The organism is Ralstonia sp. R-29, from assembly GCF_049913345.1.
In the GTDB taxonomy this organism is placed as follows: Bacteria; Pseudomonadota; Gammaproteobacteria; order Burkholderiales; family Burkholderiaceae; genus Ralstonia.
In genome coordinates, this window is sequence record NZ_CP184379.1 from 164,008 (window position 1) to 181,465 (window position 17,458).

The window sequence follows — 17,458 nt, forward strand, 5'->3', positions numbered from 1 at the left end:
CTCCGCTGAACGCATACCACTATGTCCGACATTGCCCGAGTCAGCCTGTTCGGCAAGCTGAACCCGTTCCTCTACCAAACGCTGGAGCAGGCCACTGGCTTTTGCCGGCTGCGCGGCAACCCCTATGTTGAGCTTGCTCACTGGCTGCACCAGATGATTCAGCGCCAGGACAGTGACCTGCATTGCATCCTGCGGCACTTCGAGATCGATGCCGGTGCGGTCGAGCGAAGCCTGATCGGCACGCTGGAGCGCTTGCCGCGCGGCGCCGGCTCGGTATCGGACCTGTCCGCGCACATTGACGACGCAGTCGAGCGCGCGTGGGTCTACGCCACGCTCAAATACGACGCCACCCACATTCGTGGTGCGATGCTGTTACTCGGTCTGGTCAAGACGCCGCCGCTACGCAACGTGCTGTATGCGATCGCACGCGACTTCGAGCGCATCGTTCCTGACGTGCTGGCCGACAAGCTCAACCTGATCGTGACCGGCTCGCCCGAGGAAGCACCGTTGCCCGACACGCTGCCTGCAGCCCGCCGGGACGGTTCCGCGCTCGGCCGCTACGCAGTCGACCTGACAGCGCGCGCGCGCGCGGGCGAGATCGACCCGGTCGTCGGCCGCGATAGCGAGATCCGCCAGATCATCGATATTCTGCTGCGACGGCGGCAGAATAATCCCTTGCTCGTCGGCGAGGCGGGCGTCGGGAAAACCGCTGTCGCAGAGGGCTTCGCGCTGCGCATCGCGGCAGGCGATGTGCCGCCGGCCTTGCAGGACGTTGAACTGCACCTGCTGGACATCGGCCTGCTGCTGGCTGGTGCCAGCGTCAAAGGCGAGTTCGAGAGCCGTCTGCGCGAGGTGATCGATGAGGTGATGTCGAGCGAGCGGACCACGATCCTGTTCATCGACGAAATCCACACGCTCGTCGGTGCCGGAGGTGCCGCCGGTACAGGCGATGCGGCGAACCTGCTAAAACCGGCGCTCGCGCGTGGGCACCTGCGCACGATCGGCGCGACGACATGGTCCGAATATAAGCAGTACTTCGAGAAAGATCCCGCGCTGACGCGGCGGTTCCAACTGATCCAGGTGCAGGAGCCGGAAGAGGACGCCGCGCTGACCATGCTGCGTGGGCTGGCGACGAAGCTGGAGCAGCACCACCGCGTGCTTGTGCTGGGCGAAGCGCTGGATGCCGCCGTGTCTTTGTCGCATCGGTATATTCCGGCGCGCCAGTTGCCCGACAAGGCGATCAGCCTGCTCGATACCGCATGCGCTCGCGTGGCCGTGAGCCAGCACAGTGTGCCGGCGCCGATTGAGGACAGCCGGCGCCGCATTGCCAGCCTGCAGGTGGAGCGCACGATGGTCGAACGCGAGTGCTCGATCGGCTTGGGTGACACGTCGCGGCTGGCGAGCCTCGATACCGAGATCGCCCAGGAAACCACCGTGCTCGGCGAGCTGGAATCGCGCTGGCAGGCCGAGCGGGAGGCGCTGTCCGCCATCGTCGCGCGGCGTACCGAGTTGCTCGATGCGGTATCGCGGCAAGCCATGGAGGCATCTGAGCGTGCCGCGGCGCAGGCTCAGCTTGACGCAGCCTTGCGCGAGCTCCGTGCGCTTCAAGGCGAGACGCCGCTCGTGTTGCCCGCGGTGGATGCGCACGCAGTGGCTGCCGTGGTGGCCGACTGGACAGGAATCCCGGTCGGTCGCATGGTGCGCAACGAGACACAAGCGGTGCTGCGGCTGGCCGACACGCTTGGCGAGCGCGTGATCGGGCAACACCATGCCATTCAGATGATCGCCGAGCGCATCCAGATCGCGCGTGCGCGGCTGGACAACCCGGTGAAGCCGCACGGGGTCTTTCTGCTGTGCGGCCCCTCTGGCGTAGGCAAGACCGAGACCGCGCTGGCGCTGGCCGACGTGCTGTATGGAGGTGAGCACAACGCCATCACCATCAACATGAGCGAGTTTCAGGAAGCGCATACCGTGTCGACCCTGAAGGGTGCGCCGCCCGGCTATGTCGGCTATGGTCAAGGCGGCGTGCTGACCGAAGCGGTGCGGCGGCGGCCCTACAGTGTGGTCCTGCTCGACGAAATCGAGAAAGCGCATCGCGACGTGCACGAGATCTTCTTCCAGGTGTTCGACAAAGGCTGGATGGAGGACGGGGAGGGGCGGTTCATCAATTTCCGCAATACGGTGATCATCCTCACATCCAACGTAGGCACGGAACAGGTCATGCGGCTGTGCCACGATCCGCAGCGGCCGCCGGATGCGCAGACGCTTGCGGACACACTGCGCGCACCATTGCTGGAAGTGTTTCCTGCCGCGCTGCTCGGGCGGCTGACCGTGGTTCCGTACTACCCCTTGTCGGATGCGATGCTCACGCGCATCGTTGACCTGCAACTGCGGCGCATCGAGCGGCGCATCGAAGCGAACCACGGCATTCGGTTGACCTGCACCGCGTCGGCCACCGCCATGATTGTCGAACGATGCCGCACGATCGAATCGGGTGGCCGCATGGTCGACGCGATCCTGAATCACACCATCCTGCCTCGCATCAGTCGAGAAATTCTGTGCACGACAATCGAAGGGCGTGCGCTGGCCGCGATCGAGGTAAGCGCGGCCGCCGGTGAATTCGCCTATGGGTTCGAGGAAGAGAGGGCAGCATGTCTCGAATTTTCACACTGATCAGCCCCCTAGGCGATTCGCTGAAGTTCTACCGGCTGGAAGGCGAGGAGGCGCTCGGGCATCTGTTCGAGTATCGCGTTGAGGCGCTGGCCGACAGCCACAGCCTGTCGTTGCGCGACCTGCTTGGCAAGTCGGTGACCGTGGAGGTCGAACAGCAGGACGGCACGCCGCGCTATCTGAATGGGCTGATTGCCCGCGCGTCGCTGACTGGCCGCCGGGCCGCTCGGCACTATGCCTACGAACTGGTGGTCCGGCCCTGGCTGTGGCTGGCCACACGGCGCTCGGACTGCCGGATCTTCCAGGACAAGACCGTCCCGCAGATCGTGCAGGAAGTTCTGGCGCCCTATGGGTTCCCCATCGAAAACCGGCTCACGGAAACGTATGTGCCGCGCGAATACTGCGTGCAGTACAACGAAACCGATGCTGCGTTCGTGTCGCGGCTCATGGAGTTTGAAGGCATCTACTACCACTTCAAGCACGCTGCTCAGGCGCACACGCTGATGCTGTGCGATGCGATGGCGTCCCACACCGCGCTACCGCAGGATGCGACGATCCCGTTCATCGGCCCTGACCGCACGGCCATCGCCGACCAGGAGCATATCGACAGCTGGCTGCCGGCGCAGGAGGTGAGCGCGGGCAAGCACCAGGCCAGCGATTACGACTACACAAAGCCGCGTGCCGATCTGCTGGTGCAGCGGGTGGACCCGCGCGGGCACGATCACGACGGCTATGCGTCGTTCGAGTGGCCCGGAGGCTATCGCGATGACGGGGCCGGTACGCAGTACGGCCGTGTGCGGCTCGAAGAACTGCAGGCTGCGCATGAGCGCGCTAGCGCCAGCACCAACGTGCGCGGCGTGGCGCCCGGCTACCTGTTCACGCTCGAACGCTGCCCGCGCGACGACCAGAACCGTGAATACCTGATCGTGCGGTGCCAATACCGGTTCCAGGAGAACCCGTACGCCACCGACCACAGCGACAGCGATAGCGATAACGAGGTCCGGCACGATACACAGATGCTGGTGCAGCCGTCGAGCCTGCCTTACCGAAGCCCACGCGCGACGCCGGTGCCACGCACGCATGGGCCGCAGACGGCCACGGTCGTCGGCCCCGCCGGGCAGGAGATCTGGACGGATCAGTATGGCCGGGTGAAGCTGCAGTTCCGTTGGGACCGCTATGGGCAGTCGGACCAGAACTCGTCGTGCTGGGTCCGCGTATCGAGCCCGTGGGCGGGCAGCGGGTTCGGCGGTGTGCAGATTCCCCGCGTCGGCGACGAGGTGGTCGTGGATTTCCTGAACGGCAACCCCGACGACCCGATCGTGACGGGGCGCGTCTACAACGGCGAGAAGATGCCACCTTGGGGGTTGCCGGGGAGTGCGACGCAAAGCGGGCTGCTGTCGCGGTCGTCGCCGGGCGGGACGACCGAGCATGCGAATGCGTTCCGGTTCGAAGACAAGAAAGGCGCGGAACAGCTGTGGATGCACGCGGAACGGAATTTCGATGCGGAGACGGAACTCGATCATTCGCTGTCGGTGGGGAATAACCATACGCATACAGTCGGGAATAACGAGACGATGCAGGTAAAGAACAACCGGCAGAGGAGCGTCGGGCAGAACGAGACGGTGAATATCGGCAAGAACCGGGTTGCGCAGATCGGAGTGGATGAGACGCATGGGGTTGGTGGGAACCGGACGCGAACGGTCGGGAAGAAGGAGACCGTGACGATCACATCGGATCGCGAGGCAACGATTGGCGGCAGCCACACGGAAACGGTCACGCATGGCAAGACGGAAACGATCGGCGAAGGCAAGGCGCTGAACGTCGGGCAGCTTTATCAGACAACGTCGCAGGACATGAAGACGCTGGTTGCTTCGTCGCATACCGAGGAGATCGGTACGCGGACGTCGACGATTGCGAACGCGCATACCCTCATGGTCGGCGGTGAGCACACCGTCAGTGTTGGTGCAAACCACACCACCAGCGTGCAGCACCAGATGCTCGTCAATGCGGGCGACCAGCTTGCGCTCATCTGCGGGATGTCGAGCATCGTGATGAAGCGCGATGGCACGATCACGATCCAGGGTGTCAACGTCGCATCGACCGGCACGGAAAGCCACAGCGTGAACGGCAAGACGGTGACATCGTCCGCCACGGGCGAGCACACGGTCGAAGGCACCATCTTGAAATTGAATCCGTGACGGAGGCCCGCGCGAATGCAGAACTGGCAGCCAACCAATCCGGTGGAACGCAGATTCATGGACGCGCATACGGACTGGACGCGTTTCGCGCAGGACAAGGCCGCGCGGTTGATGGTCTGGCAGACCGACGAAACGGACGCACAGCTCGTGCGGCTGTATTTCCAGGTTCAAGATGAAACGTCGTGTGCGGTGCGGACGATGCGCGCATCGTTCGTCGATGAATCGAGCTATGCGAAGGCGCTGACGGACGAACTCATCGCCTTCTACGACAGCCGGCGTGAGGCATCCCTTGCGCAGGGCGTGCGCGCCGATTGGCAAGCACCGCCCAGCGACGGAACGCATCCCGTGCTGTATTTGCTCAAGGTTGCCGACAGTCTGATGCAACACCATCTGGACATTTTTCCGTCAATGGTGTTCGTGCTGGAGCCGGCGAAAGTGCGTAACGACGCAGCATGGGTGCGCTGGATGGATGGTCTATTGTCAATCATCGCGGCCGCTCCGAAGCTTGGCGAACGTGTGCGCTTTGTCTTGCCGCGCATGGATACCGCGCCGTTCGCAGCACTGATGCAACGGCAACCGGCCGCTGTGCGCATCGTGCACGGCAAGTATTCGATGGCGAGCGTGCCGCGCGAATTGCTGGCGGAATCCGGTGAGCGAGGGGCGAGCGGCGAATTCCGGCGGCAATTTGTGATGCTGACCGAGACGATCGAAAGCGGCAATCCGGCTCGGCTCGAGGACTTGCGCACGGCGGCGATGAAGGTTGCGGAACGCGAGCAGTGGTTTGACCAGTGCGTTGTCGTGCATCTGATTGCGGGGGCCGCATATCTGAAATGGCGTGACCGGGAGCACGCGATCGATGCATACCGCAGCGCTGCCGACAGCGGCATGCGCGCGGTCGAAGCAGGGCATCCGGCCGGGCACAAGCTTGTCGCAAACGGCCTGTTTGGCGAAGCGAGCGTGCACCTGATGCACAAAGATTTCGCGCATGCGGCGTATTGCTACGAACGCGCGGCGGCGTCAACCGTGGCTGCGCAAGACGCGCTGATGACCGTCGAGGCGTGGCGCATGAGCGCGGTGTGCTGGGAGAAGGCGGGGGAGTGCGAGCATGCGCTGGAAGCCGGGTTCAATGCGCTTGATGCGGGACTTCTGATGGATGAATCGATGCGGCCGAATAGCAACCTGCGGTTTGTCGTGGAGTGGATGGTCAAACAGGTCGGTGAATTCGACCGCCGGCGCAATGAACTCAGCGACAAGGTTGCCGCGTTGCGCAGCGGGCGCTGAGCGGGGAGAGTGGCGTGGGACTGCTGGCGGTCAAGCATCTGGATCCCGTTGTCGGGGTCGATGTTCATTCGGTACTGGTCACGCCGGGGACGCCGCCGGTGTTCCTGCCGCACCCCCATGTCGGGTTCATGCTCGACCTGCGGGAGTATGTCGAAGCGGCGAAAGGCGTGGTTGGCAGCATCGCGATGATGCTTGTCGAGGAGAAGGTGACCGAGTACATCGCTGATCATCCCGACGATGTGAAGAAGCTGGAGCACCTGGCCGATGAAGCGCAGCAGCAGCTCAACGACTTGGCCGGGGACGGCAAGCTGCCGGACTTCAAGGACAACCCGATCGTTGCAGAAGGACTGACGCTTGAGAAGGCAGGCAAGGCAATCAAGAGCCGGGTAGATGATGCGCTCGGCTCCAGCGTCAGCACGGGAGGCAGCAGTGGCAGGCCGATCTTCGTGAACGGAATGCTGAGGGCCACGGCCGGGACGCACGCCTATCACGTGCCGGGGTTGCATTTCCCCCTTGGCGAATCGTTTGTGCCGCCGCCGGCGGAAAATCCGGAGCCATCGAACGACGGGGAATCATTCATGGGCAGCCGGACCGTGCTTGCCAACAATGATCCGATGTCGTACATGGCGCTGCAGGCGTTGAGCTGCTGGTCGGTCGGCATGGAGCCGCCTCCGCACAATAGTGCGCATACGGACCGGACCTATCCGTCGATGCCCAGTTCGGTGATGCTGCCGATTCCGGTCGGACGGCCGGTGCTGGTGGGTGGGCCGCCGATCATCAACATGGCTGCAGCGGCGAAGGGGTTGTTCAAGGCGTTCCGGGGCTCGGCGTGGGCAAAAAAGCTGGCCGACAAGCTGCATCTGAAACCCGGCTTCCTGCGCTGCAAGGTGCTGGATGCGGAACCAGTCGATTCAATTACAGGCGAGGTGGTCGTGCAGCAGCACGACTTCACGGTGGCGGGCAGGCTGCCGCTGGTGTGGGACCGCTACTACGCCAGCCACGACACGCGCTGTGGCGCGATCGGGTTGGGCTGGCAGAGCCCGGCCGACATCCGTCTGGAGCTGATGCGGCACGAAGGCGCGGTCGGTATCGCGGCGTATTTCCCCGATCACGCAACGGCCTTCGATGCGATGCCCGAGGCCAGTGGTTGGCCAGGGCGCACCTATGACTGGCAGCACGGACATGCACTGTACTTGCAGAACGACCGGCTGGTCCTGCGCGCGCGCGCCGGCATCGAATACGCATTCCCCTTGCCTGCACGCTGGCAGTCCACCGTGCAAGACCTCCCGGAAGATGCGCCCCTGACGCTGCACCTTGATCGCATGGCCAATCTGAATGGCAACGCTTGGGTGTTCGAGCGCAGGCCAGACGGCAGCCTGGCGCGGCTGGTCGAGCATAAGCGCGAGGCGGCCACCGGACGCATCATCGAATGCACGACAGGCCAGGGCCGCCAACCGGTCAATCGGGCGGGCCTGCTCACCGCCTTGACGCTGATCGACGCGAGCGGGCGGGCCCATGCGCTGGTGACCTACGAGCACGACGACGCCCGAAACCTGACCGCCGCACTCGATGCGATGGGCCAGCCACACCGCTTCGCCTACGTCGAGGGCCATTTGATGACAAGCCACACCAGCGCGCGCGGCGTGGCCTTCTACTACAACCACCGGCGGCACGGCGACGGCATCTGGCGGGTCGAGCGCGCCTGGGGTGACGCCGGCCTGTTCGACTACCGCTTCGCCTACGACCCCGAACAGGGCGAAACCCGCATCACCGATTCGCTGGGCCACACCAGCGTGCTGCAAGCCAACGAGCGCGGCATGCCGGTAGCGCGGATCAATCCGCTGGGCGGCATGTGGACCTATCGCTACGATGCACAGGGGCACACTTGCGCGGAAATCGATCCTGTCGGCCGCACCATCGCCTGGAAGTACGACGCCCACGGCAACCTGCTCGCACAGACGCTGCCTGACAAAAGCACGGTGCGTGCCGAGTACGATGCCGATCACCGGCCAGTCTGCGTCACCTCCCCAGGCGGACAGCAGTGGCACTACACGTGGGACGAACGCGGCAACCTGCTCGCACAGCTCACGCCTTGGCAGGCCGGCACGCGCTACGAATACGATCGGAACGGCCAACTCGTCGCGCATACGGGCCCCCGAGGCGCTGTCACACGCTTCGACTACGACCCAGACGGCAACCTGGAAGCGGTGACCGATGCGCTCGGCCACCGCACCCGCTACACGCACGATGCGCTGGCCAACGTTGTCCAGATCGTCAACGCACTTGGGCGGGTCAGCCAGTACGAGTACGACCGCAACGGCAACCTTACGCGGGCGATCGAGCCGGGCGGGCGGGAAGTCCATTGCAGTTACGACGCCGACGGCAACCTCACGCGCTATCTGGATGCCAACGGTCAGCTCACACAACTCGACTACTCGGCGCTGGGGCAAGTCAGCAAGCGGCGGACGCCGGATGGCGGCGTGGTCGAGTACCGCTACGACACCGAGGAACAACTGACGGGTGTGGTCAACGAGCGCGGCGAGCTGTATCAGCTCAAGCGCGATGCGCTGGGGCGGATTGTGGAGGAGGTGGATTACTGGGGACAATCGCGCTGCTACGAGTACGGCGCCATGGGCGAACTGCTGCACAGCATTGATCCGCTGGGGCAGGCCATCGAATATGCCACCGACACGCAGGGCCGCATCGTGCAAAAGCGCGTGCCCGACCCCCGGCAGCCCGACGGCATTCGCACGGAGACGTTCTCCTATGACCGCGACGGCAACCTGGTTGTGGCCGAGAACCCCGACAGCCGGGTCGAACTGACATATGACGCCGCCGGCCGAGTGGTCGAGGAAAAGCAGGGCGACGACTTCGTGATTGCCAACGTGTTCGATGCGGCGGGTAATCGGATCGAGCGCCGGACCCGGCTGCAGGCGGGCGGCGAGACTATCGCTCACACCGTGCGCTACGGCTATGACGCACTCGGCGCGGTCAGCACCATCCAGATCGACGATGCCGCGCCGATCACCTTCGAGCGCGATGCGCTCGGCCAGCTTCGCGTCGAGCACCTGGGCGCCGAGCTGCGGCGCGAGCTGTCGTACACGTCAGAGGGGTTGCTCGCCAAGCAGACGCTGCTAGCCGGCACAGGCCCATTGTTCACCAACGAATACACCTACGACGCCAACGGCGAGCTGCTGGAGAAGCGCGACTCGCGCTTCGGCATCGAACGCTTCGAGTATGACCCGGTGGGAAAACTGACCAGCCACCTGGATCCGACCGGCAAGCTGCACCGCTTCCTGTACGACCCGGCGGGCGATCTGCTGAAAACCCACATCCGCGAGCGCAGTACCGCAGGGGCCGCCGACGTGACGCAAACCGGCACGTGGGTGCGCGAGGGCGAGTACGACGGCTGCTACTACGCGTTCGACCGCATCGGCAATCTGGTGCGCAAGCAGGATGCGCAGCAGGATCTGGTGTTGCGGTGGGATGGGGATGGGTTGCTGATCGAGACGGATACGGTGCGGCGGGTGTCGGCGACCGGCGTGGACTCAAGCGGTCCGTTGCGCATTTACACGCGTTACGGGTATGACGTGTTTCATCGACGGGTGAGGAAGGAGACGCGGCTTGAGCGGGGCGGAGGCACTCGGACCGCAGTAGCAGGCGCGTCTGATCGGGCGGTGCTGTCCCGCACCAGCGGGTTCTTTTGGGAGGGGGAGGCGCTGGTGGGGGAGGTAGCACAGGGCGATCGCGAGGCTAGGCGGCTGTTGTCAGATACAGCTCTCGATGCGAACACGGCGCAGTCACACTCCCTCGGCAACGCGACCGACTTGGCCGATACCGCAGCGAGGGTAGTAGACAGGTACGGCGAAGCGCGGGAGTGGGTGTACTCCCCAGAGCCGTTTCGACCATTGGTAGTGATGCGAACTGTGTATGCAGAAGACGCGCCGCCGCCGATTGCCGGCCAAGAGTTGGCAGACAGATCACCGCCGATCTCAAAATCGGAACCAACAGAACGGTATGTCTACTACACCGATTCCAATGGGGCTCCGACAAGGGTAACTGCCCCATCGGGCGTAGCCGTCTGGGAGGCTAGTTATGCAGCCGGGGGGCGCGTCAATCAAGTCGGAGGGCGCGATGAGTTCGATCAGCCAATTCAGCTCCAAGGCCAGTACGGCGATCCGGAGACAAGGTTGGCATATAATCGTTTTCGCTATTTTGATTCCCGCGCCGCGCAATTCATCTCGATTGATCCGATCGGATTGGATGGCGGCCTCAATTTGCATCAATATGCAGCAAATCTAGTTAGCCACGTCGATCCGCTTGGTTTGGCGAGCTTTAAAGGAAAGGTAACCGTATCAATTGGCGTTGGTGGTACCTTTGCTGCGTTCAGCCAAACGCGCAAGACTTTGAAGCGTCCAGCTTTGCACGCGGAAATGAATGGATTACATTTTTCGGGGGGGAATGGCCTCCCCTTGCTGCGCGGCCGAGATGTTGTCGTAACCGATGTGCGCGCAAACCTAAAATCAGGTAACGAAACGACAATAGGAACGTGCGCAATGTGCAGACGCAATATTGTCGAAATGGTGGATTTGCGTGGAGCGAGTAGCTTGATATTGCCCTATACCACAAGAAATGTCGTTCATGGGCATATTTTATTGGCATCGAATGATTTCCCGTTACTTGGAAATAAACTTAGAAATATAGATAATTTTTACAACAAGAATCAGCATCAACGCAGATCAGACGACATGTGGGCCGTTCTCCTGAATCACAGAGCACACATGCTTCCACCAACTCTTCCTGGCTATTCTCGGCCGCAATAAAATGAACGACGATGGCCGTCCCTCCTGCTCGTCTGCAATGGCGGTAACTGGCTGACCGAGTTCAGAATGCCACGCCAACCTGCGCCATCACCGCAGGCTGCTGACTGCGGAAGCCCTCGGGCTTATACAGTGGCCATCCGAACGACACGTCGTAGTTGAAGGCCATGTAAGGTCCGGACGGAACGCGCCCGCGCACGCCAACCACGGCGCCCACCAACTTGTCGCCAAGCAGGAACTCAGCGCTGGGGCCGTGTACCTTGCCCATATCAACCCCGGCATAGATGGCTTGGCCTGCTACTCGCCAAGCCAGCTCATTACGCCAGAACCATCCATCCTCAGCCGCCAGTGTCAGCTGACCGTCGAAACCCCGCACGGTGTAGCGGTTGCCGATGGTGAAGTAGTCACTGGGCAGCACGCGCGTGCGCGCATGTTGAATGGACCAGTTGCTGGTGTACTCGAAGACCTGGCTGGCGAGCTTGAATGGCCAATAAAGGCTCGCGTTCGCCGTCTCGATTTGCGAGCGGCCACCGTATCCCGGGTTACCCACTACAACGCCCGGCACATTCGAGTGGTCGGGCAGCGTCTCGCGCCACGCAAAGCCGCCATCCAGCACGACCGGTCCCAGGTAGTGTCGGTGCGACATCGAGGCCTCATAGCCGACAACGTCGCGGCGCTGGACAGCAATTTCGGTGTCGTCCAGGTAGTTGCGATTGATTTTGCGGAAGAGCTTGAACTGAGCGCCGGTACGAGACGTCGCATCGCGATGCAGCACTCCGCTGATACCGGCATTCACTTCAGAACTATTGCCGCTGTAGACGATTGGCTCCTCGAAGCCAGCCACGGTCTGGTTGTAGCGCGAGCGATTGGCACCGACGAATAGCGCGGCGTAGCCCACCGGCACGCTCCAGTTGATGGAGTAGGAACGCGTGCCCGCGTCGGTCGAGCCTCGGTCCGTATTGGACGATGCAGAAATCGACAGTTGGTCGTAGAGGTGCAGCGGCGAGTCGATGACCAGCGAGCCGCTCATCTGGTACTTGCCCGTCGACTTCAAGCCCGTGTTGTCCGCTGACAGCGACGCGTGCCAACGCTTGTCAGTGCCTGGCTTGAGCACGATGTCCGATTCGCCAACACGCTCACCAGGAACGATGTCAAAGCTCGTCTAAGCATCGCTGTTCAATCACTCGCCGCACTGATTGCAGGCTTAGCGCGAGCAAAAACAACGTTCCGACAGCGCAACCTCTTCTGCAGATTTGACCTGAATAGATTGCCCGCAGGCGAACTGGAGCGGCTCGAAGCAATGGCGGCAAGAATGGGAGACTACATTCTCGGCGGCCACCTGTTGCAAGACACCGACGGCGTGTGGACCGAGTAGCTCAACACCCTTCGGTGCCGCCTCGCGGCCCGTTCACCAAGCCTTCCCGCTACCGCCTGTTCGGCTCGGCCAACCGCGTCAGTTCAGTCCAACGGGATACTTCCTAGATGTCATCAATGGCACTCGTTTGCGCAGATGAGGTCAGTTCTTTGAAATAGAAGAATCAAGATGGCTCGTCTCGAGAGCAGCATTCTCGGAAGGCATCTGTTGCAGGGCGCTGAGGCCGGATGGGCTCCCGAGCAAAGCGGACATCAGCCCATCGGCATTGACGGCTGGATCGAAATCAACGCGGGCGGCCAGTGGACTCGTCGCTACACCCTGACTCAAGAGGTTCACCGCGCCCGGCAAAAAAACGGCGGGGTGACATCACCCGCCCGCCGCTCTCCTAACGTCGGTCAGACGAAATCAGACCGCCTCGGCCGCCGGCTCGGGCTCGGCCTCGGCCAAGAACGCGAACGGGTCCACTGCCTTCCATTGCTGGGCCGGTGAACCGTTGAACGTATAGCCCCAAATCGTCTGGCCATCCTTTGCCACCCGGTTCTGTACGTCGAGCACCAGATTCGGATTGGCGATAGACGTGATGTAACCCAAGCGACCCAGGTACCAGAATGCCAGCTGCTGAGTGGGCGTGGGCGCACCGTTATAGGCCGACAGAACGATCGGCACCTGGTTGGCTGCCTGTTGGTTTTTGAAGTCCATTGCCAATGTGTCGCCACTCGATGACAGCAGAACGACGTTCTTCGCGATGTCGACGTCCCAGAGAATGTTGCGACCGCCGTTGATTTTGCTGAGTACCACCGGCGCGCCAACAATCTGGTCAGTGACACCCATCGCGAAGCTCGTGTCGAGCTGCCACTGAATAAGTTTCGTCTGTGTTGCCATGTTGCCTCCTATGAGATTGTGTTCCACACGGGAACACGTATAGGGATAGAAACACGTCAGGCGAGTGTCAAATTATAAAAATCAAAACAAGTATTAATTCCGCATTATCAAACAACCTTAATTCAGCCTTCAACATTCATCACTGCACCATGGCTTCCAACCCAACTAACCTTTTCCAATGATGCACAAGTCTTGCGTAAGCGCTTCCCATGACGGAAGCACCAGACCTCAGGTCCCACATCACTGCCCACGGATGCGGCGAGTTGTCGCGGGCCAGCCATACCCTCGTCGCAACCAGCATTGAAGCAACCCCACTTCGGTAGTGGCCAGCCGGAAAATAGGAGAGTGGAAAATGCAGAATGCCCTGCTGGGCGAAAACAACAGGAAAATACGCAGAGATTTATCCATAATATCAAGGGCTTACGGATGGGATTCGAAGTGTAGGAGGCGAGTTGGCAGATTTAATGCGGAATTATGCGAATTGACACAATCATTGCGTTGAGAGTGGACGGAATTGTGTCAATTCGAGCCAGCTTTGCCTTGTCATTGCGAGCCAAAAGCGGTGACAGAATTAATTCGCTCCACGACCACGGACCTACTTCTATGCTGCCGACGGATCAGGCTCCGCGGCCACAGTTTTCCCCTCTGTCGGTGATCCCAGCGTGCTCGCCTCAATTGCCTGAGAGGTTGTCAGGCGTCAGCATCCGACTGCAGCGCGGACAGACCGGTCGAAGGTGATCGAAGACCTCGGGCCAGCCGGCTACCGCCCCTTCCCTATGGAACAAGTTACCGCCGAAGCCTTCCAGTGAATAGTTTTCCCAGCACGTCGAATATGGCGCGTCGCCATACGGGCCGCGCAAGCGGCTGTCCACAGCCAAGCGCGCCACCGCGCCCAAGTCAACCCTGCACGATTGCTCACGCAGCTTGGTGATCTCGCGCTGACGACGCTGTGCGCCGGCTCTGCTACCGATCGCCGTGTTTGTCGGCGAGGCATGCCACAGATAGCTGCGCTAGCCCACAGCAGACACCATCAAAAGTGCGCCATGCACTCGATCTCAATGATCGGCTCTGGACGCGGTAGGGCCGCAACGATGACTGTCGAACGCGCTGGGGGGGTGGTTGGGAAGGCGAGACTCCAGGCTCCGTTCATCCCGACAAAATCCGATTGCCGGGTAAGAAAGACGGTGCATTTATCGATGTTGGCCATCGACGTACCGGCAGCTTCGGCGATGGCTTTCACTTTCGCCAAGGCCGCTTTAGTCTGCTCTTCAATGTTCTGACCGTCTGCAATCTGCCCTGAAATGTACAGGGTGTTGCCGACCCGCAGGCCCGGGGAATACGGCGTCGCACCCGCCTTGCCTCCCGCTGGCAAGATGGCTTCCCGCGCGGTGGGCGCGCTTCCCATGCCTGTGCAGCCGGCAAGCAAAGCGCCGACGAGGCTCACCTGCATGAAGATGCTGGCAGGGTTGCCGAGCATGATCGCTTCCTCCCGCCGAAATCTAACGTCTTCGGGTACGGTCCTGTCCTTTCACGATAGTGCAAGGCTCCAGTGCCAACAACCTTGCTCGCATGGAACTGCGGTGTTCTTTTCCTGGGTTGGCCAACCCCACCTATTGCGCGAGCAGCTTGGCGATCTCGTGCTGACGCCGGCGAGTGCCGGCCTTGTTGTAAAGTGCCGTGGTCGCCGGTGAGGCGTGCCCCAAATAGCTCTGCATGACGTCGACCGGCACATCCGCTTCGGCCGAGGGCGTACCGAACGCGTGGCAATAGGCGTGTGGATGCAGGTGGTGACTGCGTGAGCAGGTCCGGATGGGCCTGCTCCACGTACACCTTGAACTCTTCCGCTGCCCGTTCCACAAGCTTGCGCACGCCGCGATCGCTGTACCCTAACCGGCCTGCAGCGACCTTCGCGCGCACGCGCGGCCAGGTGTCGGCCTCCGCCGGCACCAGCAGCAGTCCCTCCCCCGTGTGCTCGACTCCGCGGTCGCGCCAGCGCAGCGTCTGGGCGTCGTGGGTCCGAGGGTTCACCAGCACCTGGCGCACCTTGTTGCGCTTGCCCACAATCCTGACCTCGCCCCACAAGGGCTCCCCGCCCGCCAGGGTCGCTGAGCATGATCACATTCCGCCACCGGGATTCAACCTTTTAAGGTACGGCTTCGTGCTCTCACGATAGTTCATGTCTCACGAGGCAACAACCTCGCGAGCCTTCAGCTGAGGCAGTCTTTCAGTGGGCATCTGAGAGGACCGTTGGTAGCGATGTGTTTGGTTTTGCGGCGGCGTAGCTTTGCGGCGTCGGCATCCCGAAGTCGCGCACCGCTCAATCCCAGGGCTGCGTGTTCTCTGCGTTGACAGACACCTTGACGATGCGGGTCAGAAAATGGTGGGAGGACTAGTCGTCCACGTATCCCAACCATTGGAGGGAGGCACGACTCTGCGCACGTGACTACGATCGAAGGACATCGCACACAACGCTGCAGCGTTCGTTGGCGGAAGCGCGCGGGAGGGCCTATGCACGATGTGAAAGAGTATCGACGCTTCATCGCGCCTGGTCCCTTTGGTACCAACACTCGCAGAGCCTGCCAACTGCGCGAGCGGGGACATGCTGCACAACCACCCGCGCGCCTCTACCTTGTTCAAGGTAATTTTCATGCCTCAAGGAGGACGGCGACAAAGACGCTGCGAAAATTCGCAGTGAGCATGAGGATGCTGTTGGCCATTGCCACAGCGGGCTCTTGGCTTACTGGCTGCAGCATGACGCCGACGGTCTACGCCCTGAATGACACCGTGGATGCCAAGGCGACCGGTGGTTTCGACGACTTGTCCACGTTGATGGGCCCGGCACGCAACCTGCGCGTAATTTTCGTGCACGGCGTCTCAGACCACTGCCCCGGCTATGCGTTAGGCCAGGACAGCGGGTGGCTCAACACGAAGGCACTCGAAGTGCTGCACATGCGGCCAACTGATGGGCTGTACATCGAGTCCAAACGCATACATCGCCAGGAAATCTCGGCCCGGTATTTCGAACCAAAGGCAGAGCCTCAGGCTGTAGTGGTGATGGCAAAACGCCAGTACGTTCTCGATCCCCAAGTCGAGTCAAATGCGTATGCGGGCCCGCTAAAGATAGAAGCCATTGAAATCACGTGGTCACCGCTCACGCAATGGGTGAAGCGCCAGCAACTCGCCTATGACGCGAAGGAGACGATGGGAAAATCACCGTGCTCAGCCGTGGCGGTGGATGCATACACGGGCGTCGAGCCCCCGCATCGGAAGGCGCTGAATCGCTCAATCAAGGAAAAGACGCTGGACCTTAGTTTGGCTGACGCTATCCTCTACGTTGGCTCCTACGGCCAACTCATCGAACGAGGTGTGGCCGAGGCACTGTGCCACGGCGTGACAGACACTCCGCCGGACCAAACTTGCCATTGGCCGACAAAGGAACAAGCCGAGTCTGATCCCTATCGCTACATGTTTGTCACCCACAGCTTGGGCAGCCGCATCGTCTATGACTTGCTATTGAATCTTCAGGGTATCGAATCCACAACCCGGAACAATCAGCTGGCCGACAAAACGCTTCAGGATGCCCAGTTCTTCACCAAGCAATTGGTGGGCAAGCTCAATGGCATCTACATGATGGCGAATCAGCTGCCCATCTTGGGCCTAGCGAATTTCGATCCTCATACGCTCGAAAATCAAGGGCCTCAGCCCACGTTTCATGGGGTCGATGGCATAGAACTCAATGGCCCGGACGCAAGCGATGCGTCAGTCAGGAGCGCCGCGCCGGAATCCAAGACCCCACAGTCGCCCAATATAGGCCAGCGCAAAGCTGTGTCCTTCAAGCGCACGCTGCCCGTGCAAGGAACCGAGTTGCCGGATATCGAGAAATGCGACCAGGCGGTTCAGGCCCTTGCCTACAGCCGAGAGGAGCAAATGAAAACGCTACCCGACCAGAGCATGGCTTCAAAAAAGCCGCTCAGCGTCATCGCCTTTAACGACAGCAACGACCTGCTGACCTGGCATCTGCCCTCCTGGTACGCCGGAGCTGGCACCGACCAGAGCAATTGCAAATCAGCGCTCAATATCGAAAACGTATTTCTAACCAACACCGTGTGGTTGCCGGCGCTTCTGGAATTCCCGACCACTGCGCACTTGGGCTACTTCAGAAACCATGCCGTGTGGCAGGCAATCGCGTGTGGCGCAAAGGATGGAGCGCTAAAGGCCTGCTTGCCTTGAAC

At 61.6% G+C, this 17,458-nt stretch carries 8 protein-coding genes and 1 pseudogene; 5 read left to right on the forward strand and 4 right to left on the reverse strand.

Features of this window, described 5'->3' with window-relative positions; translation table 11 throughout:
- The first annotated feature begins 21 nt into the window (after positions 1-21).
- From tssH to ACN9M1_RS27055, 4 genes are read left to right on the forward strand one after another with little or no spacing between them, the layout of a single operon-like run.
- Positions 22-2,673, forward strand: a complete 2,652-nt coding sequence (gene tssH / locus ACN9M1_RS27040; protein WP_426400801.1) for a type VI secretion system ATPase TssH — start codon at positions 22-24, stop codon at positions 2,671-2,673.
- The gene (locus ACN9M1_RS27045; RefSeq protein ID WP_426400802.1) at positions 2,652-4,868 is read left to right on the forward strand and encodes a type VI secretion system Vgr family protein; all 2,217 of its coding nucleotides are present in this window, start codon (positions 2,652-2,654) and stop codon (positions 4,866-4,868) included. The genes tssH and ACN9M1_RS27045 overlap by 22 nt, the downstream gene beginning before the upstream one ends.
- A 15-nt stretch (positions 4,869-4,883) precedes the next feature.
- Positions 4,884-6,149 (forward strand): hypothetical protein, encoded by a 1,266-nt coding sequence (locus ACN9M1_RS27050; protein ID WP_426400803.1) that lies wholly within the window; start codon positions 4,884-4,886, stop codon positions 6,147-6,149.
- 14 nt (positions 6,150-6,163) lie between these two features.
- Positions 6,164-10,972 carry a DUF6531 domain-containing protein gene (locus tag ACN9M1_RS27055; protein WP_426400804.1) on the forward strand — a complete coding sequence of 1,603 codons (4,809 nt, stop codon included), beginning with the start codon at positions 6,164-6,166 and terminating at the stop codon, positions 10,970-10,972.
- Positions 10,973-11,033: 61 nt separating this feature from the next.
- Here ACN9M1_RS27055 and ACN9M1_RS27060 read toward each other — a convergent pair.
- The 4 genes and pseudogenes from ACN9M1_RS27060 to ACN9M1_RS27075 all read right to left on the reverse strand — a co-directional run.
- Positions 11,034-12,128, reverse strand: a pseudogene (locus tag ACN9M1_RS27060) (ShlB/FhaC/HecB family hemolysin secretion/activation protein); the annotation flags it as partial.
- Between the two features lie 621 nt (positions 12,129-12,749).
- Positions 12,750-13,226 carry an RICIN domain-containing protein gene (locus ACN9M1_RS27065; RefSeq protein WP_426400805.1) on the reverse strand — a complete coding sequence of 159 codons (477 nt, stop codon included), beginning with the start codon at positions 13,224-13,226 and terminating at the stop codon, positions 12,750-12,752.
- 1,030 nt (positions 13,227-14,256) lie between these two features.
- Complete coding sequence (locus ACN9M1_RS27070; RefSeq protein WP_426400806.1) at positions 14,257-14,703, reverse strand: RidA family protein; 447 nt, start codon at positions 14,701-14,703, stop codon at positions 14,257-14,259.
- A gap of 133 nt (positions 14,704-14,836) precedes the next feature.
- Entirely contained in the window at positions 14,837-15,085 is a 249-nt protein-coding gene (locus tag ACN9M1_RS27075; protein WP_426400807.1) for a tyrosine-type recombinase/integrase, read from the reverse strand.
- Positions 15,086-15,734: 649 nt separating this feature from the next.
- On the opposite strand from ACN9M1_RS27075, the gene ACN9M1_RS27080 reads away from it, so the two are divergent.
- Positions 15,735-17,456: a hypothetical protein gene (locus ACN9M1_RS27080; RefSeq protein ID WP_426400808.1), complete on the forward strand. Its 1,722-nt coding sequence runs from the start codon at positions 15,735-15,737 to the stop codon at positions 17,454-17,456.
- Positions 17,457-17,458 lie beyond the last annotated feature (2 nt).